Origin of the sequence: Marinobacter guineae (assembly GCF_002744735.1) — a bacterium.
Classification (GTDB): Bacteria; Pseudomonadota; Gammaproteobacteria; order Pseudomonadales; family Oleiphilaceae; genus Marinobacter; species Marinobacter guineae.
Window position 1 is genome coordinate 653850 of sequence record NZ_KZ319341.1, and the last position, 16412, is coordinate 670261.

Annotated in this window: 13 protein-coding genes; 1 reads left to right on the top strand and 12 read right to left on the bottom strand. The window is 58.3% G+C overall.

The genetic code is table 11. From position 1 onward, the window contains the following. Positions 1-2: 2 nt before the first annotated feature. The 3 genes from argJ to CLH62_RS17420 form a co-directional block, all read right to left on the bottom strand. Entirely contained in the window at positions 3-1220 is a 1218-nt protein-coding gene (gene argJ, locus CLH62_RS17410; RefSeq protein WP_099619441.1) for a bifunctional glutamate N-acetyltransferase/amino-acid acetyltransferase ArgJ, read from the bottom strand. A gap of 124 nt (positions 1221-1344) precedes the next feature. Continuing rightward, positions 1345-4083, bottom strand: a complete 2739-nt coding sequence (gene secA, locus CLH62_RS17415) for a preprotein translocase subunit SecA (protein WP_099619442.1) — start codon at positions 4081-4083, stop codon at positions 1345-1347. 184 nt (positions 4084-4267) lie between these two features. Next, entirely contained in the window at positions 4268-5221 is a 954-nt protein-coding gene (locus tag CLH62_RS17420) for a M23 family metallopeptidase (protein ID WP_099619443.1), read from the bottom strand. Positions 5222-5436: 215 nt separating this feature from the next. Here CLH62_RS17420 and CLH62_RS17425 point away from each other — a divergent pair, with 215 nt between their 5' ends. After that, positions 5437-5883 (top strand): DciA family protein, encoded by a 447-nt coding sequence (locus CLH62_RS17425; RefSeq protein ID WP_099619444.1) that lies wholly within the window; start codon positions 5437-5439, stop codon positions 5881-5883. An 11-nt stretch (positions 5884-5894) separates the two neighbouring features. Here the strand turns inward: CLH62_RS17425 and lpxC are convergent, their stop codons facing one another. From lpxC to murD, 9 genes are all read right to left on the bottom strand, one after another. Then, positions 5895-6812 carry a UDP-3-O-acyl-N-acetylglucosamine deacetylase gene (lpxC, locus tag CLH62_RS17430; protein ID WP_099619445.1) on the bottom strand — a complete coding sequence of 306 codons (918 nt, stop codon included), beginning with the start codon at positions 6810-6812 and terminating at the stop codon, positions 5895-5897. 212 nt (positions 6813-7024) lie between these two features. After that, positions 7025-8182 carry a cell division protein FtsZ gene (ftsZ, locus tag CLH62_RS17435; protein WP_099619446.1) on the bottom strand — a complete coding sequence of 386 codons (1158 nt, stop codon included), beginning with the start codon at positions 8180-8182 and terminating at the stop codon, positions 7025-7027. Positions 8183-8280: 98 nt separating this feature from the next. Next, positions 8281-9516 (bottom strand): cell division protein FtsA, encoded by a 1236-nt coding sequence (gene ftsA, locus CLH62_RS17445; RefSeq protein WP_099619447.1) that lies wholly within the window; start codon positions 9514-9516, stop codon positions 8281-8283. A gap of 36 nt (positions 9517-9552) precedes the next feature. After that, positions 9553-10392 (bottom strand): cell division protein FtsQ/DivIB, encoded by an 840-nt coding sequence (locus tag CLH62_RS17450; RefSeq protein WP_099619448.1) that lies wholly within the window; start codon positions 10390-10392, stop codon positions 9553-9555. After that, positions 10385-11350, bottom strand: a complete 966-nt coding sequence (locus CLH62_RS17455; protein WP_211285832.1) for a D-alanine--D-alanine ligase — start codon at positions 11348-11350, stop codon at positions 10385-10387. The genes CLH62_RS17450 and CLH62_RS17455 overlap by 8 nt, the downstream gene beginning before the upstream one ends. A 1-nt stretch (position 11351) precedes the next feature. Beyond that, entirely contained in the window at positions 11352-12797 is a 1446-nt protein-coding gene (gene murC / locus CLH62_RS17460; protein WP_099619450.1) for a UDP-N-acetylmuramate--L-alanine ligase, read from the bottom strand. Continuing rightward, complete coding sequence (murG, locus tag CLH62_RS17465; RefSeq protein ID WP_099619451.1) at positions 12790-13875, bottom strand: undecaprenyldiphospho-muramoylpentapeptide beta-N-acetylglucosaminyltransferase; 1086 nt, start codon at positions 13873-13875, stop codon at positions 12790-12792. The genes murC and murG overlap by 8 nt, the downstream gene beginning before the upstream one ends. Then, positions 13868-15067 carry a putative lipid II flippase FtsW gene (ftsW, locus tag CLH62_RS17470; protein ID WP_099619452.1) on the bottom strand — a complete coding sequence of 400 codons (1200 nt, stop codon included), beginning with the start codon at positions 15065-15067 and terminating at the stop codon, positions 13868-13870. Before ftsW ends, murG begins: the two co-directional genes overlap by 8 nt. Further along, positions 15067-16407 (bottom strand): UDP-N-acetylmuramoyl-L-alanine--D-glutamate ligase, encoded by a 1341-nt coding sequence (gene murD, locus CLH62_RS17475; RefSeq protein WP_099619453.1) that lies wholly within the window; start codon positions 16405-16407, stop codon positions 15067-15069. The genes ftsW and murD overlap by 1 nt, the downstream gene beginning before the upstream one ends. Positions 16408-16412: the final 5 nt, after the last annotated feature.

Here is a 16412-nt window from a genome sequence, read left to right on the forward strand (position 1 = left end):
GCTCAGCTGCGGTACTCGGCGTTGATGGTGACGTAATCGTGTGAGAAGTCGCAAGTCCAAACGGTTTCCCGCACTTCACCCCGCTTGAGATCAATGGCAATGGTGATCTCTTCCCGGTCCATCACCGCCTGGCCCCGGGCTTCCGAATAATCGTCTGCCCGGCCACCATTTCGCACCAGACAGACGTCCCCGAGGTAGATTTCCAGGGCATTGAGATCCAGACCTTCAACGCCAGCGCGCCCCACCGCCGCCAGAATCCGTCCCCAGTTAGGGTCTGAGGCATACAAGGCGGTTTTCACCAGTGGCGAATGGGCAACGGTATAGGCCACATCCAGCGCTTCCTGCTGACTGGCCGCACCACTGACGTCAATGGTGACGAACTTGGTGGCGCCTTCGCCATCACGGACGATGGCATGCGCCAGCTCCAGATACACCTTCTGAAGAGCCTCCCTGAGCTTAGCCAGCGATGGGCTGGATTCGGTAATTTCCGGGCCACCGTACTGGCCACTGGCAATCAGCATGCAGGCGTCGTTGGTGGAAGTGTCGCCATCGATGGTAATGCGATTGAAGGTCTTCTCTCCCAACTCAGAGGCGAGAGTTTGCAGAAGCTCCGGCGCAATTCGGGCGTCGGTGGCAATAAAGCCAAGCATCGTTGCCATATTGGGGCGAATCATACCAGCGCCCTTGCTGATGCCGGAGATGGTCACCGTGTGGCCACCCAGCTCGACCTGACAGGACGCGCCCTTGGGCCTGGTGTCTGTCGTCATAATGCCACTGGCGGCCTCAGCCCAGCGGTCTTCGGCCGCACTTGCAAGAGCTTCGGGAAGCGCGCCGACAATCTTCTGAACCGGCAGCGGCTCGCCAATGACACCCGTGGAAAAAGGCAGGATCTCAGACTCACTGACGCCAGCTTCACCTGCCAGGGCCTGACAACAGGCAATAGCATCCTGCATACCCCGTTCGCCGGTTCCGGCATTGGCATTACCCGTATTGATCAGCAGGTACCGGGGCGACGCCACCGCCAGGTGCCTGCGGCTCAGCGTGACCGGTGCGGCACAGAACTGGTTTTTGGTGAAGATACCGGCAACGCGGCTTTCCGGGGCCAGCTCAAACAAAACCACATCCTTTCGCCCCGGCTTCTTGATACCGGCACTGGCAATGCCAAGCCGGACTCCGGCCACCGGATAAAACTCAGGTAAGGTTCCCGGACCTACCGCCATTCTGTCACTCCTCTGTCTTTAAACCCACAAGAGACCCTACGGCCAACTCAAAACGAAAAAACCCGCAGCCCGCCAGTTCTTGCTGGCCGATTGCGGGTTCCGGACTCCCGGTCAGTTTACTGAATCAGCTGACCTTGCCACAGCATTGCTTGTACTTCTTGCCGGACCCGCAGGGACAGGGCTCATTTCGACCCACCTTGCGCTCCTGGCGTACAAAGGTGTCAGGCGTCGACTGCCGGGCACCTTCCTCGTCGCCCTCACCCTGGCTCTGGGCGGTAGCACTGGTTTCATCATGACGAAGGCGGGCGCGGGCCAACTCCTGCTCCAGCTCCTGCTTGCGACGGCGCTCTACTTCTTCCATCTCTTCCCGGCTCTGAACGCGCACGTGGCAGAGCACACGGGTCACATCCCGTTTCATGGTGTCGAGCATGGTTTCAAACAGGTTGAACGCCTCGCGCTTATACTCCTGCTTGGGGTTCTTCTGAGCATAGCCGCGCAAGTGGATACCCCGGCGCAGGTGATCCATATTGGAAAGATGCTCTTTCCAGAGGGTATCAAGCACCTGCAGGAAGACCTGCTTCTCGAACTTGCGCATGGCCTCGGAGCCGGCAATCTCCTCCTTGGCTTCATACGCAGTGACGATCTCGTCCAGAATTTTCTGACGCAGGTTCTCTTCATACAGTTTGCTGTCTTCTTCCAGCCACTTCTGGATCGGCAAGTCGATCGCCATCTCCGACTGCAGCTGGGATTCCAGCCCTGCAACATCCCATTGTTCCGGCATGCTCTGGTGCGGGATGTACTCGCTGATCAGCGAGTCAACAACATCTTCACGGATGGTCTTGACCATATCCGAGATATCCTCGGAGGACATGACTTCATTGCGCTGCTCGTAGATAACCGTACGCTGGTCGTTTGCGACGTCATCGTATTCCAGCAGCGTTTTACGCATATCAAAGTTGCGCCCTTCCACCTTGCGCTGGGACTTCTCGATGGCGTTGGTGACCATCCGGTGCTCAATGGCCTCCCCCTTTTTCATACCCATGGCCTGCATCAGGCTCTTGACCCGGTCAGGCGCGAAGATACGCATGAGGTTGTCTTCCAGCGACAGGAAGAACCTGGAAGAACCGGGATCGCCCTGGCGTCCGGCACGGCCTCGCAACTGGTTATCAATCCGGCGGGACTCGTGACGCTCGGTACCAACAATGTGCAGGCCACCGGCTTCAAGAACCTGATTATGACGCTCCGTCCACTCCGCCTTGATCCGGGCAACCTCTTCTTCTGAAGGATTGTCCATAGCAGCTACTTCGTGCTCCCAGTTACCACCCAGCACGATGTCCGTACCACGACCGGCCATGTTGGTGGCGATGGTAACAGCGCCCGGGCGGCCCGCCTGGGCAATAATGTGGGCTTCGGATTCGTGTTGCTTGGCGTTCAGGATCTTGTGCTCGATCCGCGACTTCTTGAGCAGCATTGACAGCAGTTCGGACGCCTCGATGGATGCTGTGCCCACCAGAATCGGGCGGCCCTCGGCGGTGACATCCTTAATCTCATCGATAATCGCGTGGAACTTCTCTTCCTGGGTGAGATATACCAGGTCGTTGTAATCAATCCGCTGAATCGGCTTGTTGGGCGGAATGACGACCACATCAAGCCCGTAAATCTGGCGGAATTCGAACGCTTCGGTATCGGCAGTACCGGTCATGCCAGCCAGCTTGTCGTATAGCCGGAAATAGTTCTGGAACGTGGTGGACGCCAGAGTCTGGCTCTCAGCCTGGATCCTGACCCCTTCTTTTGCCTCAACCGCCTGATGCAGGCCCTCACTCCAGCGCCGGCCCGGCATGGTGCGGCCAGTATGCTCATCCACGATGACCACCTGGTCACCCTGGACAATGTAATCCACATCTTTCTGGAACAGGTGGTGGGCACGCAGCGCCGAGTGAACATGATGCAGCAGGCTGAGGTTGGCAGCGGAATAAAGGCTTTCACCTTCCTTCAGCAGACCGCGACTCAGTAACAGCTCTTCGACTTTCTCGTGACCGGCTTCGGTAAGCTCAACCTGGCGGGACTTTTCATCTATTGTGAAATCGCCACTGGGCTCACCTTCCTCGCTAACCTCTCCCTCTTCGAGACTGGGAACCAGCTCGTTTACAGCCAGGTAAAGCTTCGAGCTGTCCTCAGCGGCACCGGAAATGATCAGCGGTGTGCGGGCCTCATCGATCAGGATCGAATCCACTTCATCCACGATGGCGTAATTCAGCCCCCTTTGAACCTTGTCTTCGGTGCTGAAGGCCATGTTGTCGCGCAAATAGTCGAAGCCGAACTCGTTATTCGTGCCGTAGGTTACGTCCGCCTGATAGGCAGCCCGCTTCTCTTCCGGCGGCTGGCCGGAGGCCACTACCCCTACCTGCATTCCCAGGAAGCGATAGATCTTGCCCATCCAGTCCGCATCACGACGGGCCAGGTAATCGTTCACAGTAACGACATGGACACCCTTACCGGACAGCGCATTAAGATAGACCGAAGCAGTCGCAACCAGAGTCTTGCCTTCACCGGTTTTCATTTCCGCGATCCGGCCTTCGTGCAGGGTGATCGCACCAATCAGCTGAACGTCGTAATGACGCATGCCCATAACCCGGCGGCCCGCCTCCCGTACTGTCGCAAACGCTTCTGGCAAGAGGGCATCCAGGGATTCACCCTCGTCGATCCGCCGGCGGAACTCCAAAGTCTTGCCTTGCAACTCGGAGTCAGACAGGTTGCCATATTGCTCTTCAAGCTCATTAATGCGCAAGACTGGTTTGCGCATTCTCTTGATTTCTCTGGCGTTTTTACTGCCGAACATCTTGGTTGCAAGCTTTGTGAACATAGACCACTGCTTCTTTGATTAAACGGAGGAAGCCGGCATTCTAACCTTATTTTGTAACAGGACAAAAGGCAGGGCTCACACAGGCACGATTACGCCTCGACAAAGCACCGGATTCCGGAAAATAACCTGACTTACCGCTGAACGGCGAAACGAAACTGGAAGGTACAGGCGAGCCAGGGCAGGATCAACGACTCGCGCGCTTGATATAGGTTTCCGGGTTTTCGGACTTGCCGTTACGGATAACCTCGAAATGCACGTGCGGGCCGGTCGAGCGCCCCGTGCTGCCCATCAAAGCCACCACCTGGCCCTTCTGGACGACATCACCCACCTGAACCTTCACGGTTTTACAATGAGCATAACGGGACACAAGCCCGTCGCCATGATCAATCTCAACCAGATTGCCATAGCCGTAACGCTCTCCAGCGTATGTCACCACGCCACCGGCAACCGAAATAATGTCGCTGCCATCCTTGCCAGCAAGGTCGACTCCAGCGTGCCACGTGCGCTTACCGGTGAACGGATCGGAGCGATAACCGTAGCGGGAGGACAGCCAGCCCCAGGTAATCGGACGCCCCTCAAGGTAAAGCTCATCCTCTAACCTCTGGCTTGAGGCAAGTTGATCAAGTAACCGCAATTGCTGTTCACGGTCTTCAATCTTCCGCTCCATTTCCTCAATCATGCGGGTAAGTTCCGGGGCAGAGAAGGAATCGCCAGCCAACACGTCTTCAGGCCCACCAACCGCAGCCGGCTGATCGAAATTGAACTCATCACTGGCAACAAGGCCGGACTCGACAAAACGCTGCCCCAGGGCATCCAGCCGTAACAGCCGCCCCTGGATCTCGCCCAGACGCAGGGTCAGCGCGTCCACTTGCTGCTGCACGTTTTCCTCGATACCTGCCAGCTCAGACTTCTGCTTAGCAAGCTTGCGCTGCCACTCGGCGACCAGCTCGGAATTTGTGGGCTCTCGGGTTTCCGCCCGTTCCACAGCGAACTGGTAGCCCGCCCAACCGGCAGCTACCAACATGGAAAACACACAAAAGAACAGCCCGACGACAAGGGAATTATTGATCGCCAACACACGGGACTTACCATGGTGTTTGCCAACAAGAATAATGTTCATATCATCTTCTGGTTTCATTGTTGAGCCGCAACCGCATCCTGTAGCGTTGCGCCCCGGAGGAATTTCCGAGAGGGTCTGCCATCCTTTGGCAACAGCTACATACTGAAAAATTGCAGCGCCCGGTAGACATACTCATTTACCTCAATGTAAAACGAGTGTAATACAGGCACTACGCATAAACCGTGCCGAAGTGTAACCAATCGTAATCAGAGCCGTCGAGCAAAAACGCGCACATGAAACGAAAAAGCGAGCAAAAAATGACCTTCGACAAGCTCGGCAAGACGCCGGTCCTCAAGGACCTTGTGGCACGGGCCGAACTTCACCGTCAGGCCGAGGAGCAGGTTCTTGCCGCGCTTCCGGAAGACCTGGTCAAAGGCACACGCTTTGTGAGCTGTAAGGAAGGTGAACTGGTTCTTTCTGCAGAAACTGCCGGCAAGGCCAGCCAGATTCGCTTCCGGCAGCACGAGATCATGGAAAAGCTTCGGGAGAACGAGCTGTTCCGGTTTGTCTGGAAGCTGAAGGTTAAAGTCGCGCCACCCAGATTCCGACAGAAGCCTGCGTTTAAAAAAGCGCCCTTGAGCAAAGAAAATGCCCGGCTCCTCAAAGAGGAGGCCGGGCACACGAAGGATAAAGCACTACGCGAGGTTCTCGAAAAACTCGCAAGCCACGTCCGGGATTAAAGCGTCCTGCTTTAAGCCTGGGCTGCCAGAGCGGGCTTCATGTAGGAAATCGGCGCCGTGGCTTCGTCGTCAAACGTAACCACTTCCCACGCGTCTTCCTCGGCCCGGAGCTTACGCAGCAGCTTGTTGTTCAGGTCGTGACCGGACTTTACGCCGCGGAACTCACCAATCAGGCTGTTGCCCAGCAGATACAGGTCGCCAATCGCGTCCAGCACCTTGTGCTTGACGAACTCGTCGTCATAACGAAGACCGTCTTCGTTCAGAATCTTGTAGTCATCAACCACGATGGCGTTATCCACGCTGCCGCCGAGCGCCAGGTTCATGGCACGCAGCTTCTCGATGTCGCGCATGAAACCAAAGGTCCGTGCGCGGCTGACTTCCTTCACGAAGGACGTGCTCGAAAAGTCGACCGTGGCAGTCTGGGCGCGCCCCTTGAAGACCGGGTGATCGAAATCAATCCCGAAGCTTACCTTGAAGCCTTCGAACGGCAGGAAGGTCGCCTTCTTGTCGCCCTCTTCAATGGTCACTTCACGCTTGATGCGAATAAAGCGCTTTGCAGCCTCCTGCTCGGCAATGCCGGCAGATTGCAGCAGAAACACGAAGGGACCGGCAGAGCCATCCATGATCGGCACTTCTGCAGCACTGAGCTCCACAAAGCAGTTGTCAATACCGAGACCCGCCATGGCGGAGAGCAGATGCTCCACAGTCGCCACACGGACACCGTCTTTAACCAGCGTCGTGGACAGCATGGTCTCACCCACATTTTCCGCACAGGCACGGATCTCGACCATCGGGTCCAGATCAGAGCGGCGGAAAATGATGCCTGAGTCCACCGGGGCAGGCTTCAGGGTCAGATATACTTTCTCACCCGAGTGCAAGCCAACGCCGGTGGCACGGATAGTGTTTTTGAGTGTCCGTTGTTTGATCATCGGTACATAATTCCGTCACAAAAAGGCGATATTCTAGGCAAAATTCTGCCCGGAGAATACCAGAAAATAAGACTGAATACCATTTAACCACTCAGCCTTTGCCAAACGTTCATCTGGCGCCGGACCAGGGTACTCAGCGCACGTATTTACCGGCTTCGAGGTTCCGTTTTTTCGTACGCAGACCGGAACCGGATCACAATTGCAACAGATTATCAGTCAGCCTGCCGGCGAAGGAATGCGGGAATATCGAGATAATCGACTCCCTGCTCCTCGCTCTCTTTGCTCTGGTCAATCGCCACATTTCCACGGGAAACGGCCCGACGACGCAGAACGGCGGGGCGGTCCAGCTGGTTGTAATCGGTTTTTCCATCCAGGGTGCGGGTATTGTCCACAACCTTGGTCGGCTTCTCGCGGTCGCCGCCAAGCCCGGTCGCAACAACCGTCACTTTCAGTTCGTCGGTCATTTCCGGATCAATAACGGTACCAACAACGACGGTAGCCGAGTCGGAAGCGAACTCACGCACTATGTCGCCAACCTCGGAGAACTCGCCCAGGTTCAGGTCCATACCGGCAGTGATGTTGACCAGGATACCCTTGGCTCCCTGCAGGTTGATGTCTTCCAGCAGCGGGCTTCGGATGGCCGCTTCGGCCGCTTCCCGTGCGCGGTTTTCGCCGGTTGCCCGGGCGGTACCCATCATCGCCATACCCATTTCGGACATGACCGTTTTTACATCGGCAAAGTCGACGTTGATCATGCCGTTGCGGGTAATCAGATCCGCGATACCCTGAACCGCGCCCAGCAGCACATCATTTGCCGCCGCAAACGCATCCAGCAGACTGGTTTTCTTGCCCATCACCGCCAGCAGCTTTTCGTTGGGGATGGTGATCAGGGAGTCGACGCTTTCCTCGAGCTCCCTCAGGCCGGATTCGGCAACGCTCATGCGCTTGCCACCCTCGAACAGGAACGGCTTGGTAACCACGGCAACGGTAAGGATGCCAAGCTCACGGGCCACTTCCGCCACAATCGGCGCCGCTCCGGTACCGGTACCACCACCCATGCCAGCGGTGATGAACACCATATCGGCGCCCTTGATCGCTTCGGCAATTCGGTCACGATCTTCCAGGGCGGATTGGCGACCCACTTCCGGATTGGCGCCGGCACCCAGCCCCTTGGTGATGTTGCCACCGAGCTGAATGATCTGGCGCGCGTCCATATCGGTCAGCGCCTGGGCATCCGTGTTGGCGCAGATGAATTCCACACCTTCGATGTCGCTGTTGAGCATGTGGCGCACGGCGTTGCCGCCACCTCCGCCAACACCGACGACTTTAATGACAGCGTTTTGCTGGACATTATCGACGAGTTCAAACATTTCCCCTACTCCTTCGTGCTGTTTTACAGCCTTTTTGCAGGCTGTTTGTTCGAGATTGTGTTTTCGAGATACCTTCGTTCACTGCACTCCCGGCACCGTCAGAAATGACCGGTAAACCAGGCTTTCATGCGCTCAAACAGCGAGGGTGCATCTTCACCCTTGAGCACCGGTGTCCGCCCCAGATCCATCTGGCGGAAACCATGAATCAACAACCCCACGCCGGTGGCGTAGATCGGATTGTTGACTACCTCCGTCATACCGGAGACTGCCTGCGGACAGGCCAGTCTTACCGGCATATGGAAGATCTCCTCGGCCAGCTCCACCACACCTTCCATGGTGGACGAACCGCCGGTAATCACGATGCCTGCCGGAATCAGGTCCTCGAACCCGGACCGGCGCAATTCTGACTGCACCAGGGTGAACAGCTCCTCGTAACGGGGCTCCACTACCTCGGCCAGCGCCTGTCGCGACAGATCCCGCGGCGCGCGATCCCCGACGCTGGGCACCTTGATGGTTTCATCGGCGCCGGCCAGCTGGGTCAGCGCGCAGGCATACTTGATCTTGATTTCTTCGGCGTTCTGGGTCGGTGTCCGAAGCGCCATGGCGATGTCGTTGGTCACCTGATCACCGGCGATCGGGATCACCGCGGTGTGGCGAATGGCACCACCGGTGAACACGGCGATGTCGGTGGTTCCGCCACCGATGTCCACCACGCAGACTCCCAGTTCCTTTTCGTCTTCAGTGAGAATGGCGTGACTGGACGCCAGCTGCTCGAGGATGATGTCATCCACCTCAAGGCCGCAGCGCTTCACGCATTTCTCAATGTTCTGGGCAGCGTTGACTGCGCAGGTCACCAGGTGAACCTTGGCCTCCAACCGCACACCGGACATGCCCATCGGCTCCTTGATACCCTCCTGGCTGTCGATCACGAATTCCTGGGGCAGGATGTGCAGAATTTTCTGATCTGCCGGAATTGCAACCGCCTGGGCGGCATCAATCACCCGGTCGATATCGGCCTGGGTGACTTCCCGATCACGGATGGCAACAATCCCGTGAGAGTTCAGACTCTTGATATGACTACCGGCAATACCTGCGTATACCGAGTGAATGCGACATCCCGCCATCAGCTCCGCCTCTTCCACAGCGCGCTGAATCGCCTGGACAGTGGTTTCAATGTTTACCACCACCCCGCGCTTGAGGCCCCTTGAAGGGTGCGAGCCAATTCCCACCACTTCAATGGTGCCGTCCATCTTGCGCTTGCCGACAATCGCAACCACTTTCGAAGTTCCGATGTCTAGGCCGACAATCATGTTTTCCGTTTCAACCGATGACATGTATTTCACCAAACCGTAGGTCTGAATTAACCGTTGCTATGATTTCGGACCGGAAGCTGCCACAGCAGCCTTCCACTTGACCGCCACACCATTGGTGTAGCGGGCATCCACCCGACTGACTTCGTCCGACCGTGCCGCCAGCCGGTTTTCATAAACCGTAATAAACCGTTCAAAGCGCTGTTCCACCTGATCCCGACCGAGCACCACTTCGATGCCATTGGCCAGTTGCAGGGTCCAGGCTCCACGATGTTCCAGGGACAGACCCGCAAAACCCAACTCCCGAGCGACCAGCTTCTCGCTCATGGTCCGCGCCATGTCGATCACATCACGCACCCGTTCATCGGGCCCGGCAAGGCGGGGCAACCTGCCAGCAACTTCCGGATTGGATGGCGCAAACAGCTCTCCGGTCCGGCTTACCAGGCGCCCGTCGGTCCAGTAGGCCAACGGCTTCTTTTCCCGGATATCAATCACCAGGCGATCCGGCCAGACCCGCTGCACGGCAGCGGATTCAACCCAGGGCCGGCTCTCCAGGCTGGCCTTGATGTCGGAAAGGTCCGTGGCGAAATAGCTCTTGCCGATCCAGTCACCGGCCGCACGCTCGATTGCCACTCGACTGTCACCTACAAAATCCCCCTTCACATCGACCGCCAGGATCTGCTGATCCATGGCGCCCAGCACCTTCCCGGTTCCCCAGGGCACCAGAGCCGCCAGCAGAACAATCACCGCACCCATACCGACCTGAAGCCAGGGCACTGCAGCCAGAACACCTCTCAACACGCCAAACCGGTCCCGCTCAGGCCCGAGGGTAGTTGCCCCCCGGCGCCGCGGGGGCTCGGACGGTATCGCCCGGCTCCGGATCAGCAGTGTCTCAAGCATCAGCGGCCTCCAGTGTGTCCCTCAGAATCCTCACCACCAGCTCCTCGAAGCTGATTCCGGCGGCTTTGGCCGCCATGGGGACAAGACTGTGATCGGTCATTCCCGGCACCGTATTGACTTCCAGCAGCCAGAAATTGCCATCGTTGTCCTGCATGATGTCGACCCGACCCCAGGTTCGACAGCCGACAACACGAAAGGCATCCAGCGCCAGGTGCTGCAGACGCACTTCATCCTCCGGCGCCAGACCACAGGGGATCCGGTAGCGGGTATCGTCCGCCAGATATTTGGCGTCGTAGTCGTAGAACACGTGATCAGTACTCAGGCCGATCGCCGGGAGCGCCTGGTCCTGGAGCAGGCTGACGGTAAACTCCGGGCCTTCAATCCATTCTTCCACCAGCACCAGATTGTCCAGAGCGGCAGCCGCCTCATAGGCTTCTGCAAGCTCCGCAGCGGTGCGAACCTTGCGAATGCCAATACTGGAACCTTCCCTGGACGGCTTCACACTTAACGGGACCCGCAATTCACCAATGATCTGGTCGGCTTGGCCGACATCGGACATGGTCCGAAATTTCGGAGTCGGCAGACCGCAGCCCTCGAACACGTACTTTGTTCTCAGCTTGTCCATGGCCAGTGCCGAGGCGAGCATTTCGCTACCGGTGTAGGGAATACCCGCCTGAGACAGGATGGCCTGAAGCGTTCCGTCCTCGCCACCACGGCCATGCAAGGCAATGAATACCCGGTCGAACTCCGGGTTATCCACGGTTCTCAACAAACAGCCCTGGACATCGACGGCATACGCATCAACGCCGGCTGACACCAGTGCAGCCAGAACCGCCTTGCCGCTTTTCAGGGACACTTCCCGCTCGGCGGAATTGCCGCCCATAAAGACCGCAACCCGTCCGAGAGCCCGAACGAGCTCCGGGTCTGCCTGGTAGGCCTGTGGTTCCGGATGATGCATCTCACTCACCTGCGATTACTCCCGCGGCCGCCAACCGTGCGGCCACTCCACCAATATCACCGGCGCCCTGGGTTATCAGCAGGTCGCCATCCTGCAGCACATTCGCCAGCAGGGACTCAATCTCCCGGTTATCCTCAACGAACACCGGCTCTATCTGTCCTCTCTGGCGAATGCTGCGGCAAAGGGCGCGACCATCGGCCCCCGGAATCGCAGGCTCGCCGGCAGAATAGACATCCATCAGAAGTAAAGCGTCCACCTCCGACAACACGCGGACGAAGTCTTCGTAAAGATCACGGGTCCGGCTGAACCGGTGCGGCTGGTACACCATCACCAGACGGCGATCCGGCCAGGCATCGTGGGCGGCACGAATAACCGCCTCAACCTCGGTGGGGTGGTGACCATAATCATCCACCAGGGTGACCGTGCCTTTTGGTGTCCTGTAGTCGCCGTATACCTGGAATCGGCGGCCGACACCGGCAAATCCAGCCAGGCCCCGGCAAATGGCCTCATCTGCGACACCCTCATCGGTCGCCACGGCAATCGCAGCGAGCGCGTTGGCGACGTTGTGACGACCGGGCATTTTCAGCTCTACCGTCAGATCGCTCCGGCCGGCCGGGCGCTTCACCACAAAGTGGGTCCGCAAGCCATCAGAGGTGATGTTCTCGGCCCGGTAATCTGCCTCCGGGTTGTCGATACCGTAGGTAATGATCGCTCTCGATATCCGGGGAATGATTTCCTGGACATAAGCATCATCTACACACATCACCGCTACGCCGTAAAACGGCAGGTTATGAAGGAAATCGACGAAGGTCTGCTTCAGCTTTTCAACATCGCCACCATAGGTATCCATGTGGTCCGCTTCGATATTGGTAACCACCGAAATGACCGGGGTCAGATGCAGGAACGACGCATCGCTTTCGTCAGCCTCCGCCACCAGATAGCGGGATCCACCGAGCTGGGCATTGGTGCCGGCACTGTTCAGCTTGCCGCCGATCACAAAGGTCGGGTCCAGCCCGGCTTCACCCAGAATCGATGCAATCAGACTGGTGGTGGTGGTTTTACCATGGGTACCAGCCACGGCGATCCCGTGCCGGTAACGCATGATCTCGGCCAGCATTTCGGCCCTGGGTACAATAGGAACACGCCGTTTGCGGGCAGCGGTGACTTCCGGATTGTCTGACGCCACGGCAGACGAAACCACCACCACATCTGCGCTCGCGCTGTTTTCGTCCCGATGCCCGATCTGAACCTCGACACCCATGGCTTTCAGGCGATCGGTAACCGTGCCTTCTTTCAGATCCGAGCCGGAGACGTCATACCCCTGGTTTTTGAGCACCTCGGCAATGCCACTCATACCGGCACCACCAATTCCCACGAAATGGATGTGGCGGATCCGGCGCATTTCAGGCACCTGATAAACCAGGGGCGGATTGGTTGCATCAGCCATTGGCGGCCTCCAGACAGTAATTCACGACTCTCTCCGTTGCATCAGGGCGGGCCAGTGTTCGAGCGGCCTTCGCCATATCGGTTACCCGGCTGCGGTCCCGGGATAAATCGCCCAGGGTTTCTGCCAGTACGGCCGGGGTCATCTTTGATTGCGGAATCATGATGGCTGCCTTCGCGGCCACCATTTGCTCACCGTTTTTGGTCTGGTGATCGTCTACCGCATGGGGAAACGGCACCAGGACAGCGCCGATGCCCGCGGCACAGAGTTCAGAGACGGTCAGTGCGCCGGCGCGGCACAGAACCAGATCGGCCCATTGGTAGGCATCCGCCATGTCCTTGATAAACGGTTCGACGCTCGCCTCAACCCCGTGCTTTTCATAGGCCTCCCGGGCAGCTTCAACATGGCGCTCACCACACTGGTGGCGAACCATCGGCCGTTGTGCCTCTGGCAGCATGGCCAGCGCCTCGGGCACCTGCTGGTTGAATACCTGGGCGCCGAGACTGCCGCCAATCACCAGCAATCTGAGAGGGCCTTGCCGGCCTGCCAGCCGCTGCTCCGGCGCTGGTAATTTCGCCAGGTCGTCCCGGACCGGATTGCCGGTGCACCGGGTAACGACCTTCTGCCCGAAGCTTCCGGGAAAGGCTTCCAGCACGGTTGCTGCAAACCTCACCAGAATCCGGTTGGTCATTCCCGCGATCGCGTTCTGTTCGTGTATCACCAGAGGTGTCCGGGTCAGCCAGGCCGCCACACCACCGGGCCCGGTGACAAAACCGCCCATGCCGACCACACAATCCGGACGAATCTGGCGCAGAATGGTGAACGCCTCGCCAAGAGCTCGCATCAGGCGAAACGGTGCGAGCACCAGCGCAAGCGCGCCCTTACCCCGCAAACCGGAGATATGAATCAGCGAAAGCGGAATATCGGTCTCTCCGATCAACCGCTGCTCCATGCCACCGCGAGCGCCGAGCCAGTAAACCTGATGGCCAAGGGCTTCAAGTGCACGTGCCGTGGCCAGTGCCGGGAAAACATGCCCACCGGTTCCACCAGCCATCATCAGAAAGCGGCGCTGATCAGTCATAAACCGCACCTCCCCGCTTTTTCGGGCCGGCCTTTTCACGGGCCAGCTTTTCCTGATCAAGGCGTTCCATTTCAACCCGGGCCAGAATGCCGATGCTGATACAGGTGATCATCAGGCTGGAGCCGCCATAGCTGACCAGCGGCAGAGTCAGTCCCTTCGTGGGCAGCAGACCGGTACTCACCGCCATGTTAATACCGGCTTGCAGGCCGATCAGCAAAGTCAGCCCGTAAGCAAAGCAAGCGGCGAAGGGCATATCCGCTTTCTCGGCCCGGCGGGCGATCACGAAGCCGGTTACCACCAGCAGTGTGAACAGACCGAGCACAAGCAACGAACCCAGAAGCCCGAACTCCTCGGCAATAATCGCGAAGATGAAATCGGTATGAGCTTCTGGCAGGTAAAACAGCTTCTGGATGGAGTTGCCCAGACCGACACCGTCCCAGTCTCCACGACCAAAGGCAATCAGCGACTGCGTCAGCTGGTAGCCGCTGTCGAACTGGTCTTTCCAGGGGTCGAGATAGCTGACGACCCGCTTCAGGCGGTATGGCTGGGTGACGATGAGTATTGCACCAAGCACCACCAGTGTGCCGATCAACGGCACAAAACGGCTCAGTCGCACACCGCTCAGGAAGATCATGCCCGCCGCAGCCGTGACCAGCACCACCGTGGCACCAAAGTCTGGCTGGATGACCAGCAGAACCGACGCAAGCCCGAGAACTACCAGGGGTTTCAGGAAGCCGGCCCAGGTATTGAGCAACTCCTCACGGCGACGAACAACGTAGCTGGCCAGGTACGCTATCAGGCATAGCTTGGCCACTTCCGATACCTGGACATTAAACAGGCCGAACGGAATCCATCGGGTCGAGCCGTTCACGGTTCGTCCCAGCGGCGTGAGAACCAGAATAAGCACCAGCAGACCGACACCCAGCAGCAACCAGCCACTGCGCTCCCACCACGCCACAGGCACATTGACGGCCACCAGTGCCGCAAGACAACCAAGCCCGGCAAACATCAGCTGGCGAATCACATAGTGGTAGCTGTTACCCATGGTTTCAGCGGCCATGTCCATGGAAGCTGACGAGATCATCACAATACCTACAACCATCAGGGCCACAGCGCTGATCACCAGCATCGCCAGCGGCTGGATTTCTCCAAGCCACTGGTTCCGGTTTGGCAACGAGAGATCTGCGTACATCACAGGCCCTCCACCAGTGAACGGAACTGATCACCGCGGTCCAGGTAATCGCGGAACATATCAAAGCTGGCACAGGCCGGGGACAGCACCACCCGGTCCCCGGGGCGGGCGAGTTCCGCAGACCTGGAAACCGCATCCGCGAGGCTCGCGGACCGATAAACCGGAATACCGCTGCCAAGAACCTCGGCAATGGCCGGAGCATCGCGACCGATCAGCACCACCGCCCGGCAATGCAGGGCAATGGGTGCTTCCAGAGCGGTGAAATCGGCGCCCTTGCCATCACCGCCGGCAATCAGCACAACCTTGCCGGTCTCCGGAACGAGGCTCTCAATAGCTGCCACAGTTGCACCGACATTGGTGCCTTTGGAGTCGTTGATGAAATCCACGTCGTTAAACCGGCGAATAAACTCGCACCGGTGTGGCAGCCCAGGAAACTCCCGGGCCACCTTCAGCATCACGTCCATCGGCAGTCCCGCAGCGTGCCCCAATGCCAGGGCCGCCATGACATTGCTGATGTTATGGCGCCCCAGTAGCTTGAGGTCACTGGCGAGGATCAGGTTTTCGAAACCGAAAGTAATCCATGTGCCCTCGTCGTCATCCCGGGTGCTGAAGGTTTCCGGATTGACCCTGTAAAAGCCAAAACAGAGGAACCTCAGGGTATCCCGCGCCATCGGGGTGCTCAGGGCATCATCCAGATTGACGACAGCATTCCTGCAGCCCCGGAAGATCCGCTGTTTGGCCTGGAAGTAGGCCATCTTGTTCGGGTAACGATCCATGTGGTCGTCGCTGACGTTCAGCACGGTAGCCGCGAGAGCATTAAGCTCTTCTGTGGTCTCCAACTGGAAACTGGACAACTCAAGCACGTAAAGGTCTGCGCCCTGGCCCAACAGGTCCAGGGCCGGAGTACCGATGTTGCCACCAATTGCCACCTTGCGGCCCGCAGCCCTGGCCATTTCACCCAACAGGGTGGTGACCGTGGTTTTACCGTTGGAGCCGGTAATCGCAATGATGGGGGCATCCGCCGCTTCCGCAAACAGATCAATGTCGCCCCTTAAACGTGCGCCCTGCTTGCCGGCACCAGTGATCGCGGGCTCCGCAGTACTGATGCCCGGACTCACCACCAATTCGTTGAAACCTGCAAACAGGTCGTGATCAAAAGGCCCGAGGTGCACCGGGATATCTGGCCAGCCTGCTCGGAGCTCCTCCAGTCCGGGAGGCGCTGTACGAGTGTCTGCAACCACTATGTCCCGCCCTTGTTCAGACAGATAGCGCACGCAGGAGAGCCCGGTTTTACCGAGCCCTACAACCAATGTGCGACGATCCGAAACAATGACACTCATAGCAG